This window comes from Micromonospora sp. NBC_00858 (assembly GCF_045207365.1).
Taxonomy (GTDB): domain Bacteria; phylum Actinomycetota; class Actinomycetes; order Mycobacteriales; family Micromonosporaceae; genus Micromonospora.
Map to the genome: position 1 here is coordinate 5,252,573 of NZ_CP108828.1, position 22,713 is coordinate 5,275,285.

The window sequence follows — 22,713 nt, forward strand, 5'->3', positions numbered from 1 at the left end:
CAAGGACCCTCCCGCGCCGTTTATTTCCGGCAGCGGGAGGGCCCTCGGGCGATGACGGGACGACCCGTACGGCGCCTAGACCCGCAGGTAGAAGCGGAGGGTGATCCAGGCGGTGCCGGCGCTGACCAGGCCACCGACGCCGGCCATCAGCGGGAAGATGAACAGGATGTCACCCCAGCTGATCGGCGAGAGCAGGCCCTGCAACGCGCTGAGTGACCCGTCGAAGAGCAGATACTTCGCCGCGACGAGGGCAACCAGGCCGAGCAGCGAGCCAATCAGGCCAGCCACCACCGCCTCCAGCACGAACGGCGCCTGGATGAACCAGTTGGAAGCGCCGACAAGTTTCATGACCGCCACCTCACGCCGCTTGCTGTAGGCGGCCACCTGGATGGTGTTCGCGACCAGCAGCAGGGCGGCGACGGCCATCACGATGGCGGCGGCCAGCGCGATGTTCTGGATCGAGGTGAGGATGTTGAAGATCTTGTCCAGTAGTCGGCTCTGGTCGACAATCTCGTCGACGCCCTCGGTTTCCTTGTACTGGTCGTAGATGTTCTTGTACTGCTCCGGGTTGTTCAGCTTCAGCCGGAACGACTCGGGCAGCTGGTCCGGCTTGACCGCGTTCACCAGGTCCGGCGCGTCCTGGTACATCTCCTTGAAGCGCTTGTACGCCTCGTCCTTGTTGACATAGAGGACCTCCTTCACCAGGGGGTCGCCGTCCAGCTTGGCATTCAGGTCGGTGCGCTGCTGCTCGGTCACCTCCTGGCTCAAGAAGATCGAAACCTCGATGTTCTTGTAGTAGAGGTCCTTCATGTCGTCGACCTGGCGGTACATGAGACCGCTGGCGCCGAGCATGGTCAGCGAGACCGCCATCGTGATGATCATCGCGATGGACATGGTCACGTTGCGCCACAGTCCGACCAATACCTCGGACAGGACGTATTTCACGCGCATCGGGGTTTCCTCCGGGTCTCCGGCATCAGGTGTTCGTCGTCAGGCTGCGCAGGGGTGGAGCGCCGGCTCACCCGTAGACGCCGCGGGCCTGGTCACGCACGATGCGACCGCTCTCGATCTCGACGACGCGGCGGCGCATCTGGTTCACGATGTTGGAGTCGTGGGTGACCATCACGACGGTCGTGCCGGTGCGGTTGATCCGGTCCAGCAGACGCATGATCTCGATCGAGGTGTCCGGGTCCAGGTTTCCGGTCGGCTCGTCCGCCAGCAGGATCAGCGGACGGTTCACGAACGCCCGGGCGACGGCGACGCGCTGCTGCTCACCACCCGAGAGCTCGTGCGGGTAGCGGTGCTCCTTGCCGCCGAGCCCGACCAACTCCAGCACCTCGGGCACGACCCGGCGGGCAACCGCCTTGGTCTTGCCGATCACCTCAAGGGCGAACGCCACGTTCTCGTACGCGGTGCGGTTCGGAAGCAGCCGGAAGTCCTGGAAAACGCAACCAATCGAGCGCCGGAAGTGGGGTCGCTTCCAGGAGCGCATCGAGGTGACGTCCTTGCTGTTGACGATGACCCGCCCCTTGTTGGGGGCGACCTCGTGCAGCAGCATCTTGATGATTGTGGACTTGCCGGAGCCGGATGGACCGATGAAGAAGACGAACTCGCCCTTCTCGATCGAGACGGACACGTTGTCGAGCGAAGGCCGGGACGCCTTCGGGTACGTCTTCGTCACTTGCTCAAGCTGAATCACGGGTGGTGAGTCTACGCGGTGTAACGACAGTGCCAAGCCCCACGCCCCGTAGATACGCCGCGCGTCCTCGATTAGGGCTCTACCAGGAGATCGACGACGCGCTCCGCCTGCGTGTCGTCACGCACCGTCGCCGGCGAGTTGGCGCTGCTTGCGCCAGCGGATGCCGGCTTCGATGAAACTGTCCAACTCGCCGTCGAAGACCGAGCTCGGATTGCCGGTCTCCTGCTCGGTTCGGAGATCCTTCACCATCTGATAAGGGTGCAGGACGTAGGACCGCATCTGGTCCCCCCACGAGCCGGCGGCGTTCTCCTTGAGCCCCTCCAGCTTGGCCTGCTCCTCCTGGCGCTTACGCTCCAACAGCCGGGCCTGGAGAACCCGCATCGCGGAGGCCTTGTTCTGCAGCTGGGACTTCTCGTTCTGGCAGGTCACCACGATGCCGGTCGGAATGTGGGTGAGCCGCACCGCCGAGTCGGTGGTGTTGACGCTCTGCCCGCCCGGCCCGGAAGAGCGGTAGACGTCGACCCGCATCTCGTTCTCGGGGATGTCGATGTGGTCGGTCTGCTCGGTGACCGGCAACACCTCGACGCCGGCGAAGCTGGTCTGCCGGCGGCCCTGGTTGTCGAACGGGCTGATCCGGACCAACCGGTGGGTGCCCGACTCGACACTGAGCGTGCCGTACGCGTAGGGCACCTTGACCGCGAAGGTGGCCGACTTCAGGCCCGCCTCCTCGGCGTACGAGGTCTCGTAGACCTCGGTCGGGTAGCCGTGCCGCTCCGCCCAGCGCAGGTACATCCGCAGGAGCATCTCGGCGAAGTCCGCCGCATCCACGCCACCGGCGCCGGCCCGGATGGCGACCAGCGCCTCCCGGGAGTCGTACTCGCCGGAGAGCAGGGTGCGGACCTCCATCTCCTGGATGGCCTTGGTCAGCCCGGTGATCTCCGCTTCGACCTCGGTGAGCACGCCCGGGTCGGATTCGGCCTCGGCCAGCTCCAGCAGCACCTGGGCATCGTCGAGCTGCGAACGCAGGCTGCCCAGCTTGCTGATCTCGCCGTTGACGTACGACAGCTGCGAGGTCACCTGCTGAGCCTTGGCCTGGTCGTCCCACAGATCGGGGGCGGACGCCTCCTGCTCAAGCCGGGCCTTGTCCTCGTGCAGACGGTCAAGGTTGAGGACGGCCTCGATGTTTCGCAGGGTCGCGTCGAGTTCCTTGAGCTGTTCGGCGTAATCGGCAGCGGTCACGACAGACAAGCGTACTGTGCCGCGAGCGAAGCAGCTCGTTCCCTATGGGCGAACCCGCCGGAGGTCACCCGACGGGGGCGGACTTCAGCCACGACAGGGCCGCCCGGTGGTAGGCGACGGCGAACTCCAGCGCGCTGGCGTCGTACGTCTCCCCGTCCCGTTTGGCGTTTTTCACCTGTTCCCGGACCTGCGCCAGGGCCTCGGTGTGGTACTCGTTGGCGGAGGCGTACAGCCCCTTCAGCTGGCTGGCGGAGTGCAGCTCGCCGAACGCCATCCGGAGCGCGATCGGGTTGCGGATGGTGTCCCGCCCCGGGTTCTCCGTCAGCCAGCGGGAAAATGTCCGTTTCCCGGCAGCGGTGAGCGAGTACGGCTGGCTCATCCGCGGCCCCGGCTTGCCGAGCCGCACGAACCCCCGCTCGGCCAGCACCGGCAACTCGCGGTAGACCTGGCTGCGGGTCATCGACCAGTACGGCGCCAGCCGGCGCTCAGCGGCGGCCATCAACTGACCGCCTGTCATCGGGCCCTCATGGAGCAGGCCGAGAAGGGCCGCCGCCGTAGGGTTGACTCCGGAATCCGCCATGCCCACTACGCTGCCACTTTGCGCTCGCGGCGTCCAGGATTTGACGGTTTGCCACCCGACAGGACTTCCTATGTGCACTGTCGGCGACAGACTGTCCGTTGAGGACCATCGATGGGTACGGCGATGGGGTGAACCCCGGCCGGACCACCGCCGGCAGCGCACGCGCGCCGCCGGCGGTCGGCGCCGGTCAGCCCATGTGCGGGTACGTGTGGTCGGTCGGCGGCACGAAGGTCTCCTTGATCGTCCGCGGCGACACCCAGCGGACCAGGTTGAGCCAGGAACCCGCCTTGTCGTTGGTGCCGCTGGCCCGGGCGCCGCCGAAGGGCTGCTGCCCGACCACCGCGCCGGTCGGCTTGTCGTTGATGTAGAAGTTGCCGGCCGCGTACCGCATCCGCTCGCCGACCGCGTCGATCACCCGGCGGTCGGTGGCGAACACCGACCCGGTCAGCGCGTAGGGCGCGATCGACTCGGCCTGCGCGACCACCTCGTCGAAGCGGGCGTCGTCGAACACGTGCACGCCCAGGATCGGCCCGAAGTACTCGGTGGTGAAGGTCTCGTGGGCGGCGTCGCTGCACTCGAAGAGCGTCGGCCGGACGAAGTACCCGACCGAGTCGTCGGCGGTGCCGCCGGCCAGCACCCGGCAGGTGTCGTCGCCGGCGATCAGCTCCAGCGCGGCGGTGTGCCGGGCGAACGCCTTGTCGTCGATCACCGCGCCGCCGAAGTTGCTGAAGTCGGCCACGTCGCCGTAGGTCAGCGAGTCGGTGGTGGCGGCCAGCCGGTCCCGCAGCCCACCCTCCCAGAGCGAGCGCGGCACGTACGCCCGGGAGGCCGCCGAGCACTTCTGGCCCTGGTACTCGTAGGCGCCACGGATCAGCGCGGTGTGCAGGGCGTCCACGTCGGCGCTGGTGTGCGCGACCACGAAGTCCTTGCCACCGGTCTCGCCGACCAGCCGCGGGTAGCCCCGGTAGCGGGCGATGTTGTCGCCGACGGTCCGCCAGAGCTGCTGGAAGACCTTGGTCGAGCCGGTGAAGTGGATGCCGGCCAGGTCCGGGTCGGCGAGCACGACGTCGGAGACCTCCTCGCCCCGGCCGGTCACCATGTTGATCACGCCGGGCGGCAGGCCGGCGGCCTCGAACAGCCGCATGGTGAAGTGCGCGGCGAACTGCTGCGTCGGGCCCGGCTTCCAGATCACCGTGTTGCCCAGCAGGGCCGGCGCCGAGGGCAGGTTGCCGGCGATGGCGGTGAAGTTGAACGGGGTCACCGCGTAGACGAAGCCCTCCAGCGGGCGGTGGTCGAAGCGGTTCCAGACGCCGGGCGAGGAGCTCGGCTGCTCCTCCAGCAGGCGCCGGGCGAAGTGCACGTTGAACCGGAGGAAGTCGATGAACTCGCAGGCCGCGTCGATCTCCGCCTGGATCGCGGTCTTCGACTGGCCGAGCATGGTGGCGCCGTTGAGGGTGTCCCGCCATGGACCGGCGAGCAGCTCGGCGGCGCGCAGGAAGATCGCGGCGCGCTCCTCGAACGGCAGCGCCCGCCACATCGGAGCGGCATCCTTGGCCGCCTTGATCGCGGCACGGGCGTCGTCGTGGGTGGCGTGCGCGGTCACGCCCAGCACGTGCGCGTGCTGGTGCGGCTGCACCACGTTGATCGAATCACCGGCGGCCATCCGCTGCTCGCCGCCGATGGTCATCGGCAGGTCGATGCGCTCGGCGGCGAGCTGGCTCAGCCGCCGCTGGAGCCGCTCCCGGTCGGGGCTGCCCGGCTCGTAGTTGCGAACCGGCTCGTTGCGCGGCTCGGGTACGGAGAACACGGCGTCCATCAAGGCTCCTGGCGATCTCGACAGCAGTGGCGAAACCGGACCCGCGGGCACCGACCGGACGGCCGGACACCGGACGCCACGCGGCAGGGCCGAGCAGCGGCGGGACCTCCCGCGATTGTTCCATGCGGGGGTGCCCGCCTCACCTGCACCACCACCCTCCCATCAAGGACCGCCCCACCCCTCCTCCCCTTACCGATGCGTCGCGGGCGGACGCCGGGCACCCGTCCCGGGGGAGCCGGGCCGGGCCGTACCGGTCGCGGCCAGTCCCGGGCGGCGGGGGCGCCCAGCGGACCCGCGTACCCTGAGTGGTCGGTGACCTGCCGCCTCGAAGGGGAGACGATGACCAAGCAGCCCGGCCGCGTCCCGGCCGCGGAGTCGGACGAGCCGGCGGTCGACACGGCCACCCCCAGCGGCAGGCCGGTGCCCGCGCCCGGTGCCGCGGTGCTCGCGCTGCTGGCGCTGGGCTGGTTGGCCGCCATGCTCTGGTCGACCAGGGAGGCGATCATCTCGTCGGCGGCGGGGGTCACCGCGATCAGCCTCTCCGCGTTCGCCCTGCCCGGCGTGATCTCAGCTGCGCTGGTGGCCGGGGCGGCCGTCGCCCTGACCTGCGGCAACGTGCTGTCCCGCCGGTACGGCGACTGGGTCACCCTGCGCTTCGTCGGGGCGATCGGGGCGGGAATGCTGGTCGGGCTGGCCGCCGCGCTGGCGATCAACCTCACCTACTTCGACACGTCGACCACCAACGTGATCGCCGGCACCACCGCGGCCGCGGCGATCATCGGTGGCGCGATCGCCGGTGCGCGGACGGCCCCGGCGGTCGGTGCGGTGGCCACCGCCGCGCTGGGCACGCTGGTCTTCGTGGTCGCGTTCAGCCCCGCCCGGGACCCGCTGTTCGACCTCTACGGCGCGGGCGACAGCCAGGAGTCGCTGGTCGACGCGGCGAAGTGGGTGTCGCGCACCGAATCGCTCCTCGCCGGGCTGCTGGCCGGGCTCCTCGCCTTCGGCTACCTGACCTGGGCACGCCGACGGGCCGTCCGCCGCGACCCCGAGACGCCGACGCTGCGCTGGCCGGCCTACCTGCTCGCCGGCGCCGGGCCGGGGCTGCTCCTGCTGCTCGCCGAGGTGATCATCCGGATCGGTGGCCGGTCACTGCTCGACCTGGCCAGCGCGTTGAGCGAGGCGGACGCGGTGGCGCAGACCTCGCTGGGCACCTCGCGGGTGGACAACGGCATCTGGGTGCTCTTCGTGGGGGCGTTGACCGCGCTCATCGCGTTCGGCCGCACGCTCAGCCCAGCCCACTCCGACGACGACGAACCCGTCGCGGCGAGCACCCCGGACCGGGCCGACCCGTTCGACTCGGATCCAGCCGACGCGGACCCTGTCGACGCGGACCAGGCCGAGGCCGACCCAGCCCGCTGACCGGGCGGCCGGCTCAGCCGGCAGCGCGCAACAGCAGGTCCAACTCGGTCACGTCGTACCACTCCAACTCGTGGTCCTCGGCGCCGTCGACCGTGAACTGGGCGTCGGGGTCGCCAGCGGCGGCCTCAGCCACCACGTCGGCCGCGGCGGCGACCTCCTCGACAGCGTCGGCGCCGTCCACGTGGATCGCCGCGACGGCGCCCACCGGCACGGCGTCGGCCAACGTCACCATGCTGGAACCCAGCTCACCATCACCCCGGCCGACCGCAGCCGGAGGCAGGTCGACCGAGACGACGACCCGACGGCGGGGCGCGGCCGAATCGGCCCGGAGCAGGTGCAGCGCGTCCTGGGCGGCGCGGGTGAACGCCACGTACTCCAACTCCTCCTCATCGCCCTCCGCGTACCACTCGCGCAGCGCCGGGGTCACCGCGTGCCCGCTGTCGGCGGTCAGCCCCTGTTCCCGCAGCCGGGCCAGCATCGGTACGGTCGCCGGCACATACACCCGGACAAGCTCGTCGGTCACCGGTCGTCTCCCCGCTCAGTCCTCCACCGGCGGCAGCCGGCACGGGCGCAGATCATGCCGCACGCCGTGACCGTCATACACCTCGCCTCCGGCCGGTGGAAGTTCCCCGCCGGTGTGTCTCGCCATGGCCGGTCCGCCGCCGGGCCCCGCGTGCTGGGCCGCCGGGGCTGTCAATGGCAAACTAAGGCAAACGACATCAACCCCGGGAGTTTCTGTGGAGCCGAGGTTCCTGCTGCTCTCCGACGTCGCCGCCGAGCTGAACGTGTCGGACTCGCAGGTCTACCACATGGTGCGCAGCGGGGAACTGCCGGCGATCAAGATCGGTGGACGAGGCCAGTGGCGGGTCGAGCGTGCCCGGCTGGAGGAGTACATCGAGCGCAAGTACACCGAGACCGCCGACTGGGTCCAGGACAACCCGCTCGTCGAGCGCGACCCGGAGTAGCCCTCTGCCTCCACTGCGCCATTGACCGCAGCCGTTCCATCACTCAGAATCGAGCCTGCCGGAGGCAAACGAAGGCAAACGCAAGATCAAAGGGGGCAACGATGAGCGAGCCGCGACCCGGTCCGTCCCGACCACCCGTGCGGCTGCGCCCCGTCCCGCCCATCGACCCGCCGTACGCGGACGAGGCCGACGGGGCGTACTGGCCGGCGCCGACCCACGGCCAACTCGCCCTCGACCTGTTCGCCTCGACCCGTCCGGACCCGGTTCGGCCGCCGGACCGTCGCGCCGCCCTCCGACGGGTGCCCACCCGGCCCACCACCCACCCGGGCGCACCGCTGCCACCGGCGACCGCACCCGAGGCGACCCGGGCCGCGCACCGTTTCGTCGGCACCTGCCTGGAGGTGGTCAACGGCTACCGGTCACCGGCGCAGGTGCGGCCCCTGCTCGACCCGGGCCGGGCCGGTGAGCTGCTGACCGAGCTGGCCCGGGCGTCCGGGCGAACCGGTTCACCCCGCCGCCGCGCCGCGCGGCCGGTGGTCCGACTGCTCCGGCTGCGGCTCTGCGAGCCCCGCGAGTCCGCGGTGGAGGCAGCCGCCGTGGTCACCGGCGGCGGTGGTCGGACCTGGGCGATGGCGCTCCGCCTGGAGCACCGACGAGGCCGCTGGCTCTGCACCGCCCTGCACATCCTCTGAGCGCGACCACCGCCCCGCCGGGACCGCCCGACCAGGGCCGCCCCTCCAGCGCCGCCAGCCAGCCGGCCTGCACCGGGGCGGCGAGCAGCCGGACCTCGTCCCCGACCAGGGCCGGGGAAGGGGCCCGGCGGCCGGTTGAGGTGTTGATCGACTCCATGTCGCCGACATTGGGGCATCCCGGCGCCAAGACAACGCGACATCGCCGACATGGAGTCGATCACCCCGACCAGGCGATCACCACCCCGCGCCGCGCGGCGGGCCCGGCCGGTCGGCGCAGGCCCCCGGCGTCGGTGCTGGGGACACGGACGGGCCCCGGCCAGATCGGCCGGGGCCCGTCGCGCTGCTATCGGTCAGTTGCCGCCGTTGGGGGCGCCGTGGCACCGCTTGTACTTGCGGCCCGAGCCACACGGGCACGGCGCGTTGCGGGACGGGCCGTTGCTGGCCTCGGCCTGGTTCGGTGCCGGCCGTCGGGAGGCGGCCGACGGCACCGCCGGGCCACGCAGCCCGGAGGCCGGCCGCTGCGGGGCGGACGGGGCGCTCGCCCCCGGCGACGCCGGGGCACCCGGGGCCGGTCGACCCACACCGAGCGCAGGAGCCTGCTGCTCGGCCTGCTCGACGGCCACCGCGCCGGGGCTGGCCTCACCGTCGATGGTGGGGGCGGAGTATTGCAGGCCCTGCCGCTGCGGCGCCCGGTTGAGACCCTTGGCTCGGATCTCCACCGGCTTGTCGAGCAGCGTGACCTCCTCCGCGTCCGGCTCCGGCTCGGTCACCTGGACATCGACGTTGTAGAGGAAGCCGACCGTCTCCTCCTTGATGCCGTCCATCATGGTGGCGAACATGTCGAAGCCCTCGCGCTGGTACTCCACCACCGGGTCGCGCTGGGCGTACGCCCGAAGGTTGATGCCCTCCTGGAGGTAGTCCATCTCGTAGAGGTGCTCACGCCACTTGCGGTCGATCACCTGGAGCAGCACCATCCGCTCGAGCTGGCGCACCCCCTCGGTGCCGACCTGCTCCTCACGGCGGTCGTACGCGGCGTTCGCGTCCTCCTTGAGGCGGGCGACCAGGAAGTCGGCGTCCATGCCGGCCCGGGAGCCGCCGGCCTCCTCCTCCAACTCCTCGATCGTCACGCCGACCGGGTAGAGCTGCTTGAGGCTGGACCAGAGCTGCTCAAGGTCCCAGTCCTCGCCGTACCCCTCGGAGGTGGCACCCCGCACGTACGCCTCGACGGTGTCGTCGATCATGTTGCGGACCTGCTCAGAGAGGTCCTCGCCGTTGAGCACCCGGAGCCGCTCGGCGTAGACGACCTGGCGCTGCTTGTTGAGCACCTCGTCGTACTTGAGCACGTTCTTACGGATCTCGGCGTTCTGGCCCTCGATCTGGGCCTGGGCGCTCTTGATCTGCCGGGTGACCATCTTCGACTCGATGGGCACGTCCTCCGGGATGTTGAAGCGCTCCATCACCGCCTCGACCGCGCCGGCCCGGAAGCGCCGCATCAGCTCGTCCTGCAGCGACAGGTAGAAGCGGGACTCGCCCGGGTCACCCTGCCGGCCGGCGCGACCGCGCAGCTGGTTGTCGATCCGCCGCGACTCGTGCCGCTCGGTGCCCAGCACGTACAGGCCACCAGCGGCGGAAACCTCGTCCGCCTCGGCGTCGCAGGCCTGCTTCCACGTGGGCAGGACCTCCTCCATCGCCTTGGCGTACTCGTCCTCGTTCTCCAGCGGGTCGAGGCCGCGCTGGCGCAGGTCGTTCGCGGCGAGGAACTCGGCGTTGCCGCCGAGCAGGATGTCGGTGCCACGGCCGGCCATGTTGGTGGCCACGGTGACCGCGCCCTTACGCCCGGCCTGGGCGACGATCTCGGCCTCCCGCGCGTGGAACTTGGCGTTCAGCACGTTGTGCGGGATGCCCCGCCGGCGCAGCAGCTGGGAGAGGATCTCGGAGTTTTCCACCGAAACGGTGCCGACCAGCACCGGCTGACCCATCTGGTGCCGCTCGGCGATGTCCTCGATAACCGCGTTGAACTTGGCCTTCTCCGTCTTGTAGATGACGTCCGGCCGGTCCTCGCGGACCATCGGGCGGTGCGTCGGGATCGTCACGACGCCGACCTTGTAGACCTTGTTGAACTCGCTCGCCTCGGTCTGCGCCGTACCGGTCATCCCGGACAGCTTGCTGTAGAGGCGGAAGTAGTTCTGGAGGGTGATGGTGGCCAGGGTCTGGTTCTCCTGCTTGATCTCCACCCCCTCCTTGGCCTCGATCGCCTGGTGCATGCCCTCGTTGTAGCGGCGGCCGTGCAGGATGCGACCGGTGAACTCGTCGACGATCAGGACCTCACCGTCGCTGACGATGTAGTCCTTGTCGCGCTTGTAGAGCTCCTTGGCCTTGATGGCGTTGTTGAGGTAGCCGACCAGCGGAGTGTTCACCGACTCGTACAGGTTGTCGATGCCGAGCCGGTCCTCTACCTTGGCGACACCGCGCTCGGTGACCGCGATGGTGCGCTTGGAGTGGTCGACCTCGTAGTCGCCCTCACCGTCGGTGCCGGGCTGGAGCCGGGCCACCACGCCGGCGAACTCGCCGTACCAGCGGGCCGAGTGCTCGGCCGGGCCGGAGATGATCAGCGGGGTACGTGCCTCGTCGATCAGGATCGAGTCGACCTCGTCGACCACCGCGAAGTTGTGCCCGCGCTGCACCAGTTCGTCCTTCGACCACGCCATGTTGTCGCGCAGGTAGTCGAAACCGAACTCGTTGTTGGTGCCGTAGGTGATGTCGCACTCGTACGCGGCACGGTGCTCGGTGGCCGGCCGGTTGGGCAGCACCACGCCGACGGTCAGCCCGAGGAACTCGTGCACCCGGCCCATCCAGGCCGCGTCGCGCTGGGCGAGGTAGTCGTTGACCGTGATCACGTGCACGCCGTCGCCGGAGAGCGCGTTGAGGTAGACGGCCATGACCGAGGTCAGCGTCTTACCCTCACCGGTCTTCATCTCGGCGATGTTGCCGAAGTGCAGCGCCGCGCCGCCCATCACCTGGACGTCGTACGGCCGCTGGCCGAGCACCCGCGCGGCCGCCTCGCGGGACACCGCGAACGCCTCCGGCAGCAGGTCGTCGAGGGTCTCGCCGTCGGCGAGCCGCTCGCGGAACTGCTCGGTCATGCCCCGCAGTTCCTCGTCGGTGAGGTTGACGTAGTCGTCCTCGATCGAGCTGACGGCGGCGGCGATGGCCTTGAGCCGGCGCACCATGCGGCCCTCGCCCGCGTTAAGGACCTTTTCCAGAATCGACACGGATCAACGCTCCCCTAGACAGTCTCGAACCATCGTAGGCGCTCCATCGGCGCGATGGTCACTGGTGGCGGCGGTCCACCCCGCCGAACCCGACATAACTCGCGCACCGGGTGCGTACCGAAGGTTATCCGGTTACGCCGTCGGCGAACGTTCCGGCACGATGCACGGGTGGAGCCTGTGGAGATCATCGAGGACGGCCTGCTGTTGCGGCCCTGGCGGGACGCCGACGCCGACGCGGTGCACCGCGCGTGCCAGGACCCCGACATCCAGCGCTGGACCACCGTACCGCGCCCATACCTACCCGAACACGCGCACGGGTTCGTCACCGAAATGAGTGGGCGGGCCTGGGCGGAGGGCACCGGGGCACCGTTCGCGGTCTGCGACCCGACCACCGGCGAGCTGTTGGGTTCCTGCGGGCTGATCTCGATCAGCGATGCCGGCACCGGCGAGATCGGCTACTGGACGGCCCCGTGGGCGCGCGGCCGAGGGGTGACCGTCCGGGCCGCCCGCGCGGTGGCCCGCTGGTCCTTCGACACGCTCGGGCTGCGCCGGCTGATCTGGCAGGCTGAGGTGGGCAATCACGCCTCCCGGCTGGTCGCGCTCCGGGCCGGGTTCCGGATCGACGGCCGGCTGCGGCTGGCCGACCCGGCGCTCAAGGGCAGCGCGGACGGCTGGATCGGGTCTCTGCTGCCCGGCGAGGTGCCCGAGCCGGGGTCGACCGAGCCGGCCGGTCCGGGCACCCTGGCCGCCCTGCGGGCCGCCGTCTTCGGCCGCCCGCAACCCACCCTGTTCGCCACCGCCGGGGCCGGCGAGCTGCGGCTGCGTCCGATGGAGGAGCAGGACCTGGACGCCGTGGTGGAGACCTGCCGGGACCCGGAGACCATCCGCTGGACCACCGTGCCGGACCCGTACGAGCGCTCCGACGCGCAGTGGTACGAGAACTTCGGCCGAGAAGCCTGGGCGCGGGGGGAGGCAGCCTGCTTCGTCATCGCCGACCCGGATGACCGGTACGCCGGTTCGATCGACCTGCGGCTCTCCCCCGCCGATCCGCTGCTCGCCGACGTGGGCTTCATGACCGCCCCGGCGGCCCGTGGCCGCGGCTACATGCCGGCGGCGCTGGCCGCCCTGAGCGCCTGGGGCTTCACCACGCTGGGACTGGCCCGGATCGAGTGGAAGGCGCACGTGGGAAACACCGCCTCCCGCCGGGTGGCCGAGAAGGCGGGCTTCGCGTTCGAGGGGACGGCCCGGGGCGGCCTGCAGCACCGGGGTGAGCGGGTCGACGTCTGGGTGGCCGCGCTGCTCCCCAAGGACCTGACGTGACCCTGCAGCAGGTCGTCGAGGCGCACGGGGTACGGCTGCGCCCGTTCCGGGCCGCCGACACCGCCGACGTCGTCGCCGCCTGCGCGGACCCGCTCACCCAGCGGTTCATTCCGGGCATGCCGGCCCCGTACACGGAGACCGACGCCCGCTGGTGGATCGACGCCGGCGCACCGGCGGTCTGGACCGGGGGCGGCGCGGTGTACGCCGTCGCCGACCCGGCCACCGACCGGCTGCTCGGCGGGGTCGGGCTGAGCAACCCGGTGCCCGCGCGAGGTCAGGCCGAGGTCGGCTACTGGGTGCGGCCGGCGGCGCGCGGGCGGGGGGTGGCCGCCGCGGCCACCCGCGCGCTGAGCGAGCACGCGTTCGACACCGGGACGGTCCGGCTGGAGCTGCTCACCGACCCGGAGAACGGGCCGAGCCAGCGGGTCGCGCTGGCTGCCGGCTTCCACCACGAGGGGGTACGCCGCTGGGCCGGCGCGCGCCGCGACGGCGTCCGGCACGACCTGCTGGCCTGGGTACGCCTCACCGACGACCCGCCCGGCCCGGCCGCCCGGCTGCTGCCCGACCTGCCGGGCGGGGTGCTCACCGATCAGGTGGTGGCCCTGCGCCGGCTCGCCCCGGACGACGCGGAGCTGATGTACCGGCTGCACAGCCGGCCCGAGGTGGTGGCGAACCAGGCGCCGCCCGTGCCGCCGGAGCGGTCCGCGATCGAGCGGCGTTGCCGGCTCGCGGAGAGCGGGTGGCTGACCGGCGACATCGCCCGGCTGCTGATCACTGACGTGGCCAGCGGCGAGCCGGCGGGCAGTTGCGGGTTGTCGTACACCGACGTGTCCAGCGGCGAGGGGTCGATCGGCTACGCGTTGCTGCCCGCCTGGCGGGGCCGGGGGTACGCCACCCGAGCGGTCCGGCTGCTGGCCGGCTGGGCGTTCGGGCCGGCCGCCATCGCCCGGCTGACCGCCGGCACCGTGCCGGAGAACACCGCCTCGCACCGTGTGCTGGAGCGGGTCGGCTTCCACCGCGAGGCCCTGCAGCGCGCCCGGCTCCCCGGCCTGGCCGGCGCCCGCCTCGACGACCTGACCTTCGCCCTGCTACCCGCCGACCTCCGCTGACAGATCATGGAGTTGTGGTGGGCGGTCGGGGCCGCCCCACCACAACTCCATGATCGACGCGGGTCAGGCCCGGTCAGGTGGCGAGGGAGATGATGCCGTAGTCGTAGGCGTGGCGGCGGTAGACGACGCTCGGGCGGCCGGACTCCTTGTCCTGGAACAGGTAGAAGTCGTGGCCGACCAGTTCCATCTCGAACAGGGCGTCGTCGATGGTCATCGGTTCCGCCGGGTGCACCTTTTCCCGGGCGATGTGCCACGGCTGCTGGTCGTACTCCTCCTCCACCCGCTCGGCGACGGCCGTGCCGGAGCGGGCACCGTCACCGTTCGCGCTCAGCGGGGCAGCCACCAGGTCCGCGACCGGCAGGTCGGCGGTGGCGGCGGCGACGGAGATCGGCGCGTGCCGACCACGGTGTACGCGGCGACGATCGGCCGCGCGGCGCAGCCGCGTGTCGAGCTTCGCGATGGCCGCGTCGAGCGCGCTGTAGAAGTCATCCGTGCAGGCCTCGGCCCGGATCACCGGGCCCCGGGAAATGCAGGTGATCTCCACCCGCTGGCAGTGGTCGGCCTGGCGCGGATTGCGCTCGTGGAACAGCTCGACATCGACACGAATAAGTTTGTGGTCGTAGCGTTCGACCTTTGCGAGTTTCTCGGCTACGTGCACCCGGTAATGGTCCGGCACTTCGACGTTACGGCCCTTGACCACGATGTCCACGTGACCTCCCTTGTTCGGACGGTCTTCGATCCGGTAACCCGGTCGCGCGCCCTGGGGAGCCCCGCTGGCGTCGACCGGTCAGTACGGCTACGCCTCCTCTCACCGCCGGAGGCGGGTGGAATGACCTCCTACCCCCGACAGCGAAACGCTAACTCTTGTTCGCCCGGTCGTCACCCCAAGTTGCCGAGACGGCCCAGTATTTTTCGCAGCTCATACACCAACGGGTGAAACGGAAACACGGTCGGTTACGAACGGAGTCGTTTCTCGGTCGCCGCGAGCACCACGGCGACACTCGGTGCCCGCCCGATCCCGGCCAGCACCCGGGACGCAGCGGCCAGGGTGACCCCGGTGGTGACGATGTCGTCCAGCAGCACCACCACGGGTGCGCCGCCCCCGCTGGGCGCACCGGAACGGGGCCGGAACGCCGCCTCGGCCGCCGCCGCCCGGCCGGCGCTGTCCAGGGTCACCGAGTCGGGTCGGGGCAGCGCGCGCAGCGGCCGGTCCACCCGGACCGGCCAGCCGCCCCGGCTCAGCCGGGCCGCACAGTGCCGGGCCAGCCGATCGAGGTGGTCGCCGTAGCGTGCCCGGGCCGCTGCCGCGGTGTCCGGCACCGGCACCAGCGCCACCGGACAGGCCCGGCCGACCGCCGCCGCGACAACCTCGGCGAGCAGAGCGCCGAGTGGGCGGGCCAGCCCGTGCCGGCCGCGCTCCTTGTATGCCAGCAGGGCCTCGCGCAGCGGGCCGGCGTACGGGCCGAGGGCGACGCAGGGCGGCAGGCCGGGCGGGACGGGGGTGGGAAGGACGGCCCGGGGGCGGAGTGCGCCCAGCGCCGTCACACAGGTCGGGCAGACCCCGTGCCGCAGGCCGGGCCGGCGCTCCCGACAGCCCGCGCAGTCGGCGGGCACCACCAGATCGGCGAGATCCGCCCAGAGCCCGCGCACGACGTCAGTAGAGGAAGAACGGGGCCGACGGGTTGCTCGCGCGGACCCCGGCGGGCGGCGGGGCGATGTCCCGCACCCGTTGGGCCTCGATCCGTTCGAACGGGCTGCTGCGGTAGGCCACCCCGTTCGCCTCGTACATGTACGCCCCGCTGGGCAGCGGCACACTGCGATTGGTCGGGTACGCCGCCAAGTGGTTGACCTTGGCACCCACGTCGGTCCGCAGCGGCGTCTCCAGGGCACCGTCGACGCTGATCTCGTAGATCGCCGGCTGGCCGGCGGACCCGGCCACCACCAGCCGGTCCTCGCTGCCCCAGTCCACCGCGGTGAGGCCGGTCAGCGAGGTGACCAATGACCGGGGCGGGCCGATGGAGACTCCCCCGCCGTCCAGGTTGACCGCCGCGACGTAGAGCCGGCCGCCGGCGATCAACGCGACCCGCTGGCCGTCCAGCGCGGCCGCCACCGCGGTGACCTCGGTGGAGGGCAGGTTGAGCGGTACCGGGTACATCCGGGCGGCCTCGTCGAAGCGGTAGAGCCGGCCGTCGGCCACCACCAGGCCCCGAGCCGGGCGAGAGTCGATGGTGCGCAGCCAGACCGGGCGGCTGATCGAGGCGTACTCGGGCCCGCTCCGGTTGGGCACGCTGACCGGAACGCGGCCGGTGCCCACGGCGAGCCGGTGCCGGCCCTTGCCGCTGGTCACCACCATCGCGGCGAGGATCCTGCTGTCGTCCCGGGCCAGACTGGCAGAGACGATGTTGCGGTTGGCCTCGGCCGCCAACGGCACGGCGCCGCTGGGCTCACCGACGAAGTCGAGCGGGCGGATGGCGCCCTCGTACACGCCGAACCGCTGCGGGCTCTCCGTGATCGGGTAGAGCCCACGGGACAGTCGGCGCTCGTTCAGATCCTGTACGGGCTGCGAGTTGTTGCGGATCTTCAACTCCAGCTCGCCCGGCAGGTCGCCCAGCGACCAGGCGAGCTGCGTGATCAGCTGGTCGATGCGGGTCTTGTCGTCACCGGACATGTCCAGGTTGACCTCCCACCGGCCGTTCGCACCGGTGGCATTGTTGATCAGCTCGGTGCGGTCGGGTAGCCCGACGACACCGGGGCGCAGCCACTCGGAAGGGCCGCCGACCAGCCACTTCACCACCTCGTTGACCCGGCGCTCGTCCGGCACGGCCAGCGGCAGGTAACGCTGGTCGGGCACCAGCCGACTGCGGTCGGAGTTCCAGAAGTAGATCGACTCGTCCTGGTAGTACTGCTGGAGGGCGACGTCGCTCAGCAGCAGCACGTTCGGTGGGTTGAGGACGTACAGGCCTGCGCGCTCGTCGTTGCCGGCTCCGCCGAGTGCCCCGCTGCGCAGCCCGAACTCGTATTCCGTCTCGGTCGCCACCGGCGGAGCCAGGGTGCCGTTGGTCCCCAGCACGCCGATCTGCTGCACCGTGATCTTCACGGTGGTGGTCGAGTCGCTGTTGAGGGTGAAGACCGTCTCCCGCAGGCGGACCACGGTCAGCGCGACCTCACTGCCCTTCTTCTCCTGCAAGCGGGACCGGTGCTCCGGGGCAACGAACAGCTTGACCCGCTCGTAGGCCCGGTCCGACTCGCCTGCGGCGGCGGACAGGAAGTTGCGCACGAACGCGTCGTTGGCACTGCCGCTGGCCGTCCGCGACGGCGGTTCACTGCCCCGGCCGTTGACCGAAGCGGCCTCCGCCGCGGTGCCACCCTTGCCGTCCACCCGCACGTCGGACGCCTCCGGGATGCCGCACCCGGCACCCAGCAGCAACACCACGCCCACTGCCCCGAGCAGACCCTGACGCCTCACGAGCTCACCTCCGCCCGCTGCCCGTCCCCGGCCGGTGCCGGGTTGATCGCCAGCGCCCCGCCGGTGCCCGGCCCGATGGCCAGCGGGCCACCGTCCCGGGGGCCACCGAACGGCAGCGCGGCGTCGGCGGGCACCAGCCGCAGCGGTGAGGTGGTAAGCCGGTCACCGGCGCGGGCCGGCAGGGTGAGCCGGAACTGGGCGCCCTGCCCGGGCGCACCCCACGCCTCCAGCCAGCCGCCGTGCAGTCGGGCGTCCTCCAGGCTGATCGACAGGCCCAGCCCGGTGCCCCCGGTCTGCCGGGCCCGGGACGGGTCCGCCCGCCAGAACCGGTTGAAGACCAACTTCTCCTCGCCCACCTTGAGCCCCACCCCGTGGTCCCGCACGGTGATCGCCACGGCGGTCTCGTCGATGCCGAGGGTGATCAGCACCGGCCGGCCCTCACCGTGCTCGACGGCGTTGCCGACCAGGTTGCGCAACACGCGCTCGACCCGGCGCGGGTCGACCTCGGCGATCACCGGCGTGCCCGGGAGATCAAGCTCGATCGGTACGCCCACCCGCTCGGCCAGGCCGGCCAACCGGTCGACCACCCGGTGCACCACCGGCACCAGGTCGGTCGGCTCGGCGTCCAGCATGGCGAAGCCCGCGTCGAACCGGCTGATCTCCAACAGGTCGGTGAGCAGCTCCTCGAAACGGTCCAGCTCGGCCTGGAGCAGCTCGGCGCTGCGGGCCACCGCCGGATCGAACTCGTCGCGCTCGGCGAAGATCAGGTCGGCGGCCATCCGGACCGTGGTCAACGGGGTACGCAGCTCGTGCGAGACGTCGGAGGTGAACCGGCGCTGCAACCGGGACATCTCCTCCAGGCGCAGGATCTGCCGTTGCAGGTTGGTCGCCATCTGGTTGAACGAGGCGGCGAGCAGAGCGAGGTCGTCCTCCCCGTTGACCACCATCCGCTGGTCGAGCAGGCCGGCGGACAGCCGCTGGGCGGTCCGCGCGGCGACCCGGACCGGGTTTACCACCAGGCGGGTGACCAGGGCCGCGAGCAGCCCGAGCAGGATCACCAGGGCACCCCCGGTGGCCACCACGGTGGCTCGGGCATCGGCGGCGGTGGCGTCCTGCCGGGTCAACGGCACGAGGTAGTACAACTCGATCTGGCCGAACCGGGTGGGCACCGGCGAGCCGTACACCAGATATTTGGTCGGCTCCCCGGTGAGCCGTCCGGTGCGGATCTGGCTGGCCACCTTGCCGTCGGCGACCGCGGCCCGCAGCTCCGGGCTGATCAGTGGCTGGACGTTCACCGCGGGCGCCGTGCGGGTCTGGATGATGTTGGGGTAGCCGTCGGCGGTGATCGCCACCACCACACCACCGGTCTGCTGGGGGTCGCCGCCGGCCAGGTAATTGACCGTGTCCTCGATGGTCTCCTGGAGCTGCGCCTCCTGCGGCTGGCCGTAGAGGGAGACCTGCTTGACCGCGTAGCCGGCGCCGCTGTTCACCCGAATCCGGACATCGGTGCGGGCGTTGTCGAGCAGGATCGTGGTGATCTTGTCAGCGATCAGGTACGCGAAACCGCCGACCAGCAGGCTGGAGGCGACCAGCGTGATGGTCACCACCCGGACCTGGAGCGAGCGGCGCCAGGTCTGGTGCACCCGGGCGACCATCCGGGTGGCCCGCCCGCTCAGGGCACGCCACAGCTCCCAGCCGGCGCCGGGCCGGCGGGGAACCGTGGTTGGGGGGTGCGGGGGCGGGGAGGTCGACACAGTGTGACCAGGCTATCCGGTCCCCGCCTTATAGCCCACGCCCCGCACGGTGAGGATGATTTCCGGCCGCTCCGGGTCCGGCTCGATCTTGGCGCGCAGCCGCTGCACGTGCACGTTGACCAGCCGGGTGTCGGCAGCGTGCCGGTAGCCCCAGACCTGCTCCAGCAGCACCTCGCGGGTGAAGACCTGACGCGGCTTGCGGGCGAGCGCGACCAGCAGGTCGAACTCCAGCGGAGTCAGCTTCACCTCCTCGTCGTTGCGGCTGACCGTGTGCGCGGGCACGTCGATGGTGATCTGGTTGCTGGGCGGCCCGATGGTCAGCATCTCCGGCGCCACATCCTCGCCCCGGCGCAGCCGGGCCCGCATCCGGGCCACCAGCTCCTTGGGCTTGAACGGCTTGACCACGTAGTCGTCGGCCCCGGACTCCAAGCCGAGCACCACATCGACGGTGTCGCTTTTGGCGGTCAGCATGACGATCGGCACGCCGGACTCGGCCCGGATCGAGCGGGCCACGTCTATACCACTCATTCCGGGCAGCATCAGGTCGAGCAGCACGATATCCGGACGACTGTCGCGAAATGCCGCCAACGCCCGCTCGCCGTCGGCCACGAACGAGGGCAGGAAGCCCTCGCTACGCAGCACGATGCCGAGCATCTCGGCGAGTGCGGGGTCGTCGTCGACCACCAGTACCCGGGCTCTCATGGGATTAATATTGCATCCCCATTCAGTTCGGTGGGACCGGCGTCACCCGGCACGGATAGCGCCGCCGGCAAGTGTGGCATCCCGACCTGCGGCGGCGGCGCCACGTGGTGCGGGGGCTCGGCGCGCGGAAAGTTCCGGAGCCGAGCCATCACCATGATCCCCCTTCGGCGCCGCCTGGCGCCACCGCTACCTCCGGCCGGTCGCACTGTCACGATCACGACCGAGGTCAGCCGAAGAGTGCCCGCCCCCAGTGGTCCCCGCCGTCGCGCACTCCGGGCGGGCAGGCGAACAGGCCGCTGGAGACGTGCCGAAGGTATTCGTTCATCACGTCGTGCCGGGCCAACTGGGTCTGGATCGGCACGAACTGCCGGCGTGGATCCCGCTGGTAGGCGATGAAGAAGAGGCCCGCGTCTAGCCGACCGAGGCCGTCCGAGCCGTCGACGAAGTTGTAGCCCCGGCGCAGCAGGTGCGCGCCGGCGTTGCGGCTGGGGTGCGCCAGCGTGACGTGGGCGTGCTCGGCGATCACCGGCTGCCCGTCGTCACCACGGGCGGCGAAATCCGGCTCGTCGAACTCGTCGGTCCTGCCCAGCGGGGCACCGCTGCCCTTGGTCCGACCGACGATCTCCTCCTGCTCGGCCAGCGAGGTCCGGTCCCAGGTCTCCACGAGCATCCGGATCTTGCGAGTGACCAGGTACGAGCCGCCGGCCATCCAGTCCGGCCCGTCGCCCGGCTGCACCCACAACTGGTCGCGCAGCAGGTCGGTGTCCTCGGCCTTGAGGTTGGCCGTGCCGTCCTTGAAGCCGAACAGGTTGCGCGCGGTGGCCTGGTCGCGGGAGGTCGACGAGGTACGACCGAAGCCGAGCTGCGACCAGCGAACACTGACCACACCCATACCGAGCCGGGCCAGGTTGCGGATCGCGTGCACCGCCACCTGCGGATCGTTGGCGCACGCCTGCACGCAGAGGTCTCCGCCGGAGAGTTGCGGCTGCAACGCGTCGCCGGGGAACTTCGGCAGCTCGGCCAGGGCGGCCGGGCGCCGGTCGGCGATGCCGAACCGGTCCCGGCCATCGGCGTCGCGGAACAGCGTCGGCCCGAAGCCGATCGTCAGGGTGAGCTGCGACGGGGGCAGGCCGAGCGCCTCGCCGGTGTCGTCCGGCGGGGCCTCCGGCATCCCGCCCACCGCGCCGAGCACCCCGGCGTCGCGCCCGGCGGTCATCCGCACGGCGGCAGCCGTCCACTCCTGGAGCAGCTCGACCAGCCGGGCCCGGTCCTTGGTGATCACGTCGAAGGCGACGAAATGCAGCCGGTCCTGAGCCGGGGTGACGATGCCGGCCTGGTGTTCACCATGGAACGGCACCGCCCCCGCCGGGTGGTCGCTGGCCGCAGCCGAGTCACGAGAGTCGCTGATCAGCGCGCCCGCGCCCGCCGCCACCCCGGCGACTCCGGCCACTCCGACACCGGCGAGCGTGATCGCCCGCCGCCGGCTCAGCCTGCTTCCGCTCATCGACTCGACTCCCCCTGACGTCCGGTCACCGGGCGACGACCGCGGCGACCTTGCTGATCGGCTCGGCGAGCGCGTTGATGCCGTCGGAAAGCTCCTTGAGCTCGGCCTTGCTCAGCGCGTTGTGCAGCTTCCAGCCGTCGCCGTCGCGGTGCTTGCCGAGCAGCGCCTCGACGTTGGTGAACTCGGTGTCGAGCTGCGTGACCAGCTCCGGCGAGCGCTGCTCCAGCGCCGGCCGCAGGGCGGACACGGCGGCCTTGGAACCTTCCAGGTTGGCGGCGAAGTCCCACAGGTCGGTGTGCGAGTAGCGGTCCTCCTCGCCGGTGATCTTGCCGCTGGCCACCTCGTCGAGCAGTTCCTTGGCGCCATTGGCGAGCTGCAGCGGCGAGAGCTTCTCGGCGTTGGCCTTGGCCACGATCTCCTTGACGTCGGCCAGCAGCCGGTCGGCGATCGGGCCGTCCTTGCTGATGTCGCCGGACTGCCAGAGGTCCTTCTCGATCCGGTGGAAGCCGGTGAACTCCATCCCCTCCTCGATGACCTCCTCGCGGCCGTCGATCTTGGGGTCGAGGTCGCCGAAGATCTCGGCCACCGGCTCGATCCGCTCCCAGTAGGTGCGGGCCACCGGGAACAGCGCCTTGGACTTCGCCACGTCGCCGGCCTTGACCGCGGCCACGAACTCCTCGGTCTTCTCCAGCAGCGCGCCGGTCTGGCTCTTGACGTACCGCTGGTAGTTGTCCGTGGCGCCCGCCAGCGCGGCGTCGGCGGTCAGCGGCTGCGCCGACCCGCTGACCTTGAGCGCGCCCCGGATGCCCTTGCCGCTCATCCCCGGCTTGCAGGCCGTCTCGTACGTGCCGGCCGGCAGCTCCACGTGCAGCTCACGGCTCAGCCCGGGGGCGATGTTCTCGACCTCGCCCATCACCCGGTCGCCGGAGGCGTACACGTAGAACTCGGTCACCTTCGCACCGGAATTAGTGATCTTGAAGGTGGCGGTGCCGGCGCCGAGGTCGGTGGTGCCGACGTCGCAGGCGGTGTCGCTGGCCTTGACCACGATCGGGCCGCCGGCCGTGGCCGAGTCACCCTTCTCCGAGTCGGAGCAGGCGGCAACACCGGTCGTCGCCAGCACGCCGGCGGCGGCCAGCGCGAAAAATCGGGCCGTACGCATCTGAGCTTTCTCTCCTC

General features: G+C 71.0%; 19 protein-coding genes. 5 read left to right on the plus strand and 14 right to left on the minus strand.

What is annotated here, in order from left to right; genetic code table 11:
• Positions 1-75: 75 nt before the first annotated feature.
• From ftsX to pruA, 5 genes are all read right to left on the minus strand, one after another.
• On the minus strand, positions 76-951 hold the full coding sequence (gene ftsX / locus OG990_RS24410; protein ID WP_355606617.1) for a permease-like cell division protein FtsX: 876 nt from the start codon (positions 949-951) through the stop codon (positions 76-78).
• 67 nt (positions 952-1,018) lie between these two features.
• Complete coding sequence (gene ftsE, locus OG990_RS24415) at positions 1,019-1,699, minus strand: cell division ATP-binding protein FtsE (protein ID WP_328423791.1); 681 nt, start codon at positions 1,697-1,699, stop codon at positions 1,019-1,021.
• Between the two features lie 117 nt (positions 1,700-1,816).
• Positions 1,817-2,938 carry a peptide chain release factor 2 gene (gene prfB, locus OG990_RS24420; RefSeq protein ID WP_328423789.1) on the minus strand — a complete coding sequence of 374 codons (1,122 nt, stop codon included), beginning with the start codon at positions 2,936-2,938 and terminating at the stop codon, positions 1,817-1,819.
• Between the two features lie 64 nt (positions 2,939-3,002).
• Positions 3,003-3,518 carry a PadR family transcriptional regulator gene (locus OG990_RS24425; protein WP_328423787.1) on the minus strand — a complete coding sequence of 172 codons (516 nt, stop codon included), beginning with the start codon at positions 3,516-3,518 and terminating at the stop codon, positions 3,003-3,005.
• A 187-nt stretch (positions 3,519-3,705) separates the two neighbouring features.
• Positions 3,706-5,334, minus strand: coding sequence for an L-glutamate gamma-semialdehyde dehydrogenase (gene pruA, locus OG990_RS24430; protein WP_406077301.1), 1,629 nt, complete (start codon positions 5,332-5,334; stop codon positions 3,706-3,708).
• A 339-nt stretch (positions 5,335-5,673) separates the two neighbouring features.
• Between pruA and OG990_RS24435 the strand changes: the two genes are divergently transcribed.
• Positions 5,674-6,753 carry a hypothetical protein gene (locus OG990_RS24435; RefSeq protein WP_406077302.1) on the plus strand — a complete coding sequence of 360 codons (1,080 nt, stop codon included), beginning with the start codon at positions 5,674-5,676 and terminating at the stop codon, positions 6,751-6,753.
• Positions 6,754-6,766: 13 nt separating this feature from the next.
• Here the strand turns inward: OG990_RS24435 and OG990_RS24440 are convergent, their stop codons facing one another.
• Entirely contained in the window at positions 6,767-7,276 is a 510-nt protein-coding gene (locus tag OG990_RS24440) for a DUF6912 family protein (protein WP_355606607.1), read from the minus strand.
• 214 nt (positions 7,277-7,490) lie between these two features.
• On the opposite strand from OG990_RS24440, the gene OG990_RS24445 reads away from it, so the two are divergent.
• Both OG990_RS24445 and OG990_RS24450 read left to right on the plus strand, forming a co-directional pair.
• Positions 7,491-7,718 (plus strand): helix-turn-helix domain-containing protein, encoded by a 228-nt coding sequence (locus OG990_RS24445; RefSeq protein ID WP_328423779.1) that lies wholly within the window; start codon positions 7,491-7,493, stop codon positions 7,716-7,718.
• 101 nt (positions 7,719-7,819) lie between these two features.
• Positions 7,820-8,410: an Rv3235 family protein gene (locus OG990_RS24450; protein WP_406077303.1), complete on the plus strand. Its 591-nt coding sequence runs from the start codon at positions 7,820-7,822 to the stop codon at positions 8,408-8,410.
• A gap of 350 nt (positions 8,411-8,760) precedes the next feature.
• Here the strand turns inward: OG990_RS24450 and secA are convergent, their stop codons facing one another.
• Positions 8,761-11,682 carry a preprotein translocase subunit SecA gene (gene secA / locus OG990_RS24455; protein WP_386984963.1) on the minus strand — a complete coding sequence of 974 codons (2,922 nt, stop codon included), beginning with the start codon at positions 11,680-11,682 and terminating at the stop codon, positions 8,761-8,763.
• Positions 11,683-11,850: 168 nt separating this feature from the next.
• On the opposite strand from secA, the gene OG990_RS24460 reads away from it, so the two are divergent.
• Together OG990_RS24460 and OG990_RS24465 are read left to right on the plus strand one after the other, a co-directional pair.
• The gene (locus OG990_RS24460) at positions 11,851-13,002 is read left to right on the plus strand and encodes a GNAT family N-acetyltransferase (protein ID WP_386984965.1); all 1,152 of its coding nucleotides are present in this window, start codon (positions 11,851-11,853) and stop codon (positions 13,000-13,002) included.
• Positions 12,999-14,111 (plus strand): GNAT family N-acetyltransferase, encoded by a 1,113-nt coding sequence (locus tag OG990_RS24465; protein ID WP_406077304.1) that lies wholly within the window; start codon positions 12,999-13,001, stop codon positions 14,109-14,111. Before OG990_RS24460 ends, OG990_RS24465 begins: the two co-directional genes overlap by 4 nt.
• Positions 14,112-14,184: 73 nt before the next feature.
• Here OG990_RS24465 and hpf read toward each other — a convergent pair whose 3' ends face one another.
• The 7 genes from hpf to efeO all read right to left on the minus strand — a co-directional run bounded on the left by hpf (position 14,185) and on the right by efeO (position 22,696).
• Complete coding sequence (hpf, locus tag OG990_RS24470) at positions 14,185-14,820, minus strand: ribosome hibernation-promoting factor, HPF/YfiA family (RefSeq protein WP_328423771.1); 636 nt, start codon at positions 14,818-14,820, stop codon at positions 14,185-14,187.
• Between the two features lie 245 nt (positions 14,821-15,065).
• Positions 15,066-15,761 carry a ComF family protein gene (locus OG990_RS24475; protein ID WP_406077305.1) on the minus strand — a complete coding sequence of 232 codons (696 nt, stop codon included), beginning with the start codon at positions 15,759-15,761 and terminating at the stop codon, positions 15,066-15,068.
• A 4-nt stretch (positions 15,762-15,765) separates the two neighbouring features.
• Positions 15,766-17,577, minus strand: a complete 1,812-nt coding sequence (locus OG990_RS24480) for an LpqB family beta-propeller domain-containing protein (RefSeq protein WP_406077306.1) — start codon at positions 17,575-17,577, stop codon at positions 15,766-15,768.
• The gene (mtrB, locus tag OG990_RS24485; protein ID WP_406077307.1) at positions 17,574-19,331 is read right to left on the minus strand and encodes an MtrAB system histidine kinase MtrB; all 1,758 of its coding nucleotides are present in this window, start codon (positions 19,329-19,331) and stop codon (positions 17,574-17,576) included. The genes OG990_RS24480 and mtrB overlap by 4 nt, the downstream gene beginning before the upstream one ends.
• A gap of 12 nt (positions 19,332-19,343) precedes the next feature.
• Entirely contained in the window at positions 19,344-20,033 is a 690-nt protein-coding gene (gene mtrA / locus OG990_RS24490) for an MtrAB system response regulator MtrA (protein WP_355606592.1), read from the minus strand.
• A 226-nt stretch (positions 20,034-20,259) separates the two neighbouring features.
• The gene (efeB, locus tag OG990_RS24495; protein WP_406077308.1) at positions 20,260-21,537 is read right to left on the minus strand and encodes an iron uptake transporter deferrochelatase/peroxidase subunit; all 1,278 of its coding nucleotides are present in this window, start codon (positions 21,535-21,537) and stop codon (positions 20,260-20,262) included.
• A 25-nt stretch (positions 21,538-21,562) separates the two neighbouring features.
• Positions 21,563-22,696 (minus strand): iron uptake system protein EfeO, encoded by a 1,134-nt coding sequence (efeO, locus tag OG990_RS24500; protein ID WP_406077309.1) that lies wholly within the window; start codon positions 22,694-22,696, stop codon positions 21,563-21,565.
• Positions 22,697-22,713 lie beyond the last annotated feature (17 nt).

Bases quoted from the DNA above. Each gene is read 5' to 3' on its own strand.
- ftsX (WP_355606617.1), bottom strand. From the start codon at position 951: ATGCGCGTGAAATACGTCCTGTCCGAGGTATTGGTCGGACTGTGGCGC.
- OG990_RS24425 (WP_328423787.1), bottom strand. From the start codon at position 3,518: ATGGCGGATTCCGGAGTCAACCCTACGGCGGCGGCCCTTCTCGGCCTG.
- pruA (WP_406077301.1), bottom strand. From the start codon at position 5,334: ATGGACGCCGTGTTCTCCGTACCCGAGCCGCGCAACGAGCCGGTTCGC.
- OG990_RS24435 (WP_406077302.1), top strand. From the start codon at position 5,674: ATGACCAAGCAGCCCGGCCGCGTCCCGGCCGCGGAGTCGGACGAGCCG.
- OG990_RS24450 (WP_406077303.1), top strand. From the start codon at position 7,820: ATGAGCGAGCCGCGACCCGGTCCGTCCCGACCACCCGTGCGGCTGCGC.
- mtrA (WP_355606592.1), bottom strand. From the start codon at position 20,033: ATGAGAGCCCGGGTACTGGTGGTCGACGACGACCCCGCACTCGCCGAG.
- efeB (WP_406077308.1), bottom strand. From the start codon at position 21,537: ATGAGCGGAAGCAGGCTGAGCCGGCGGCGGGCGATCACGCTCGCCGGT.
- efeO (WP_406077309.1), bottom strand. From the start codon at position 22,696: ATGCGTACGGCCCGATTTTTCGCGCTGGCCGCCGCCGGCGTGCTGGCG.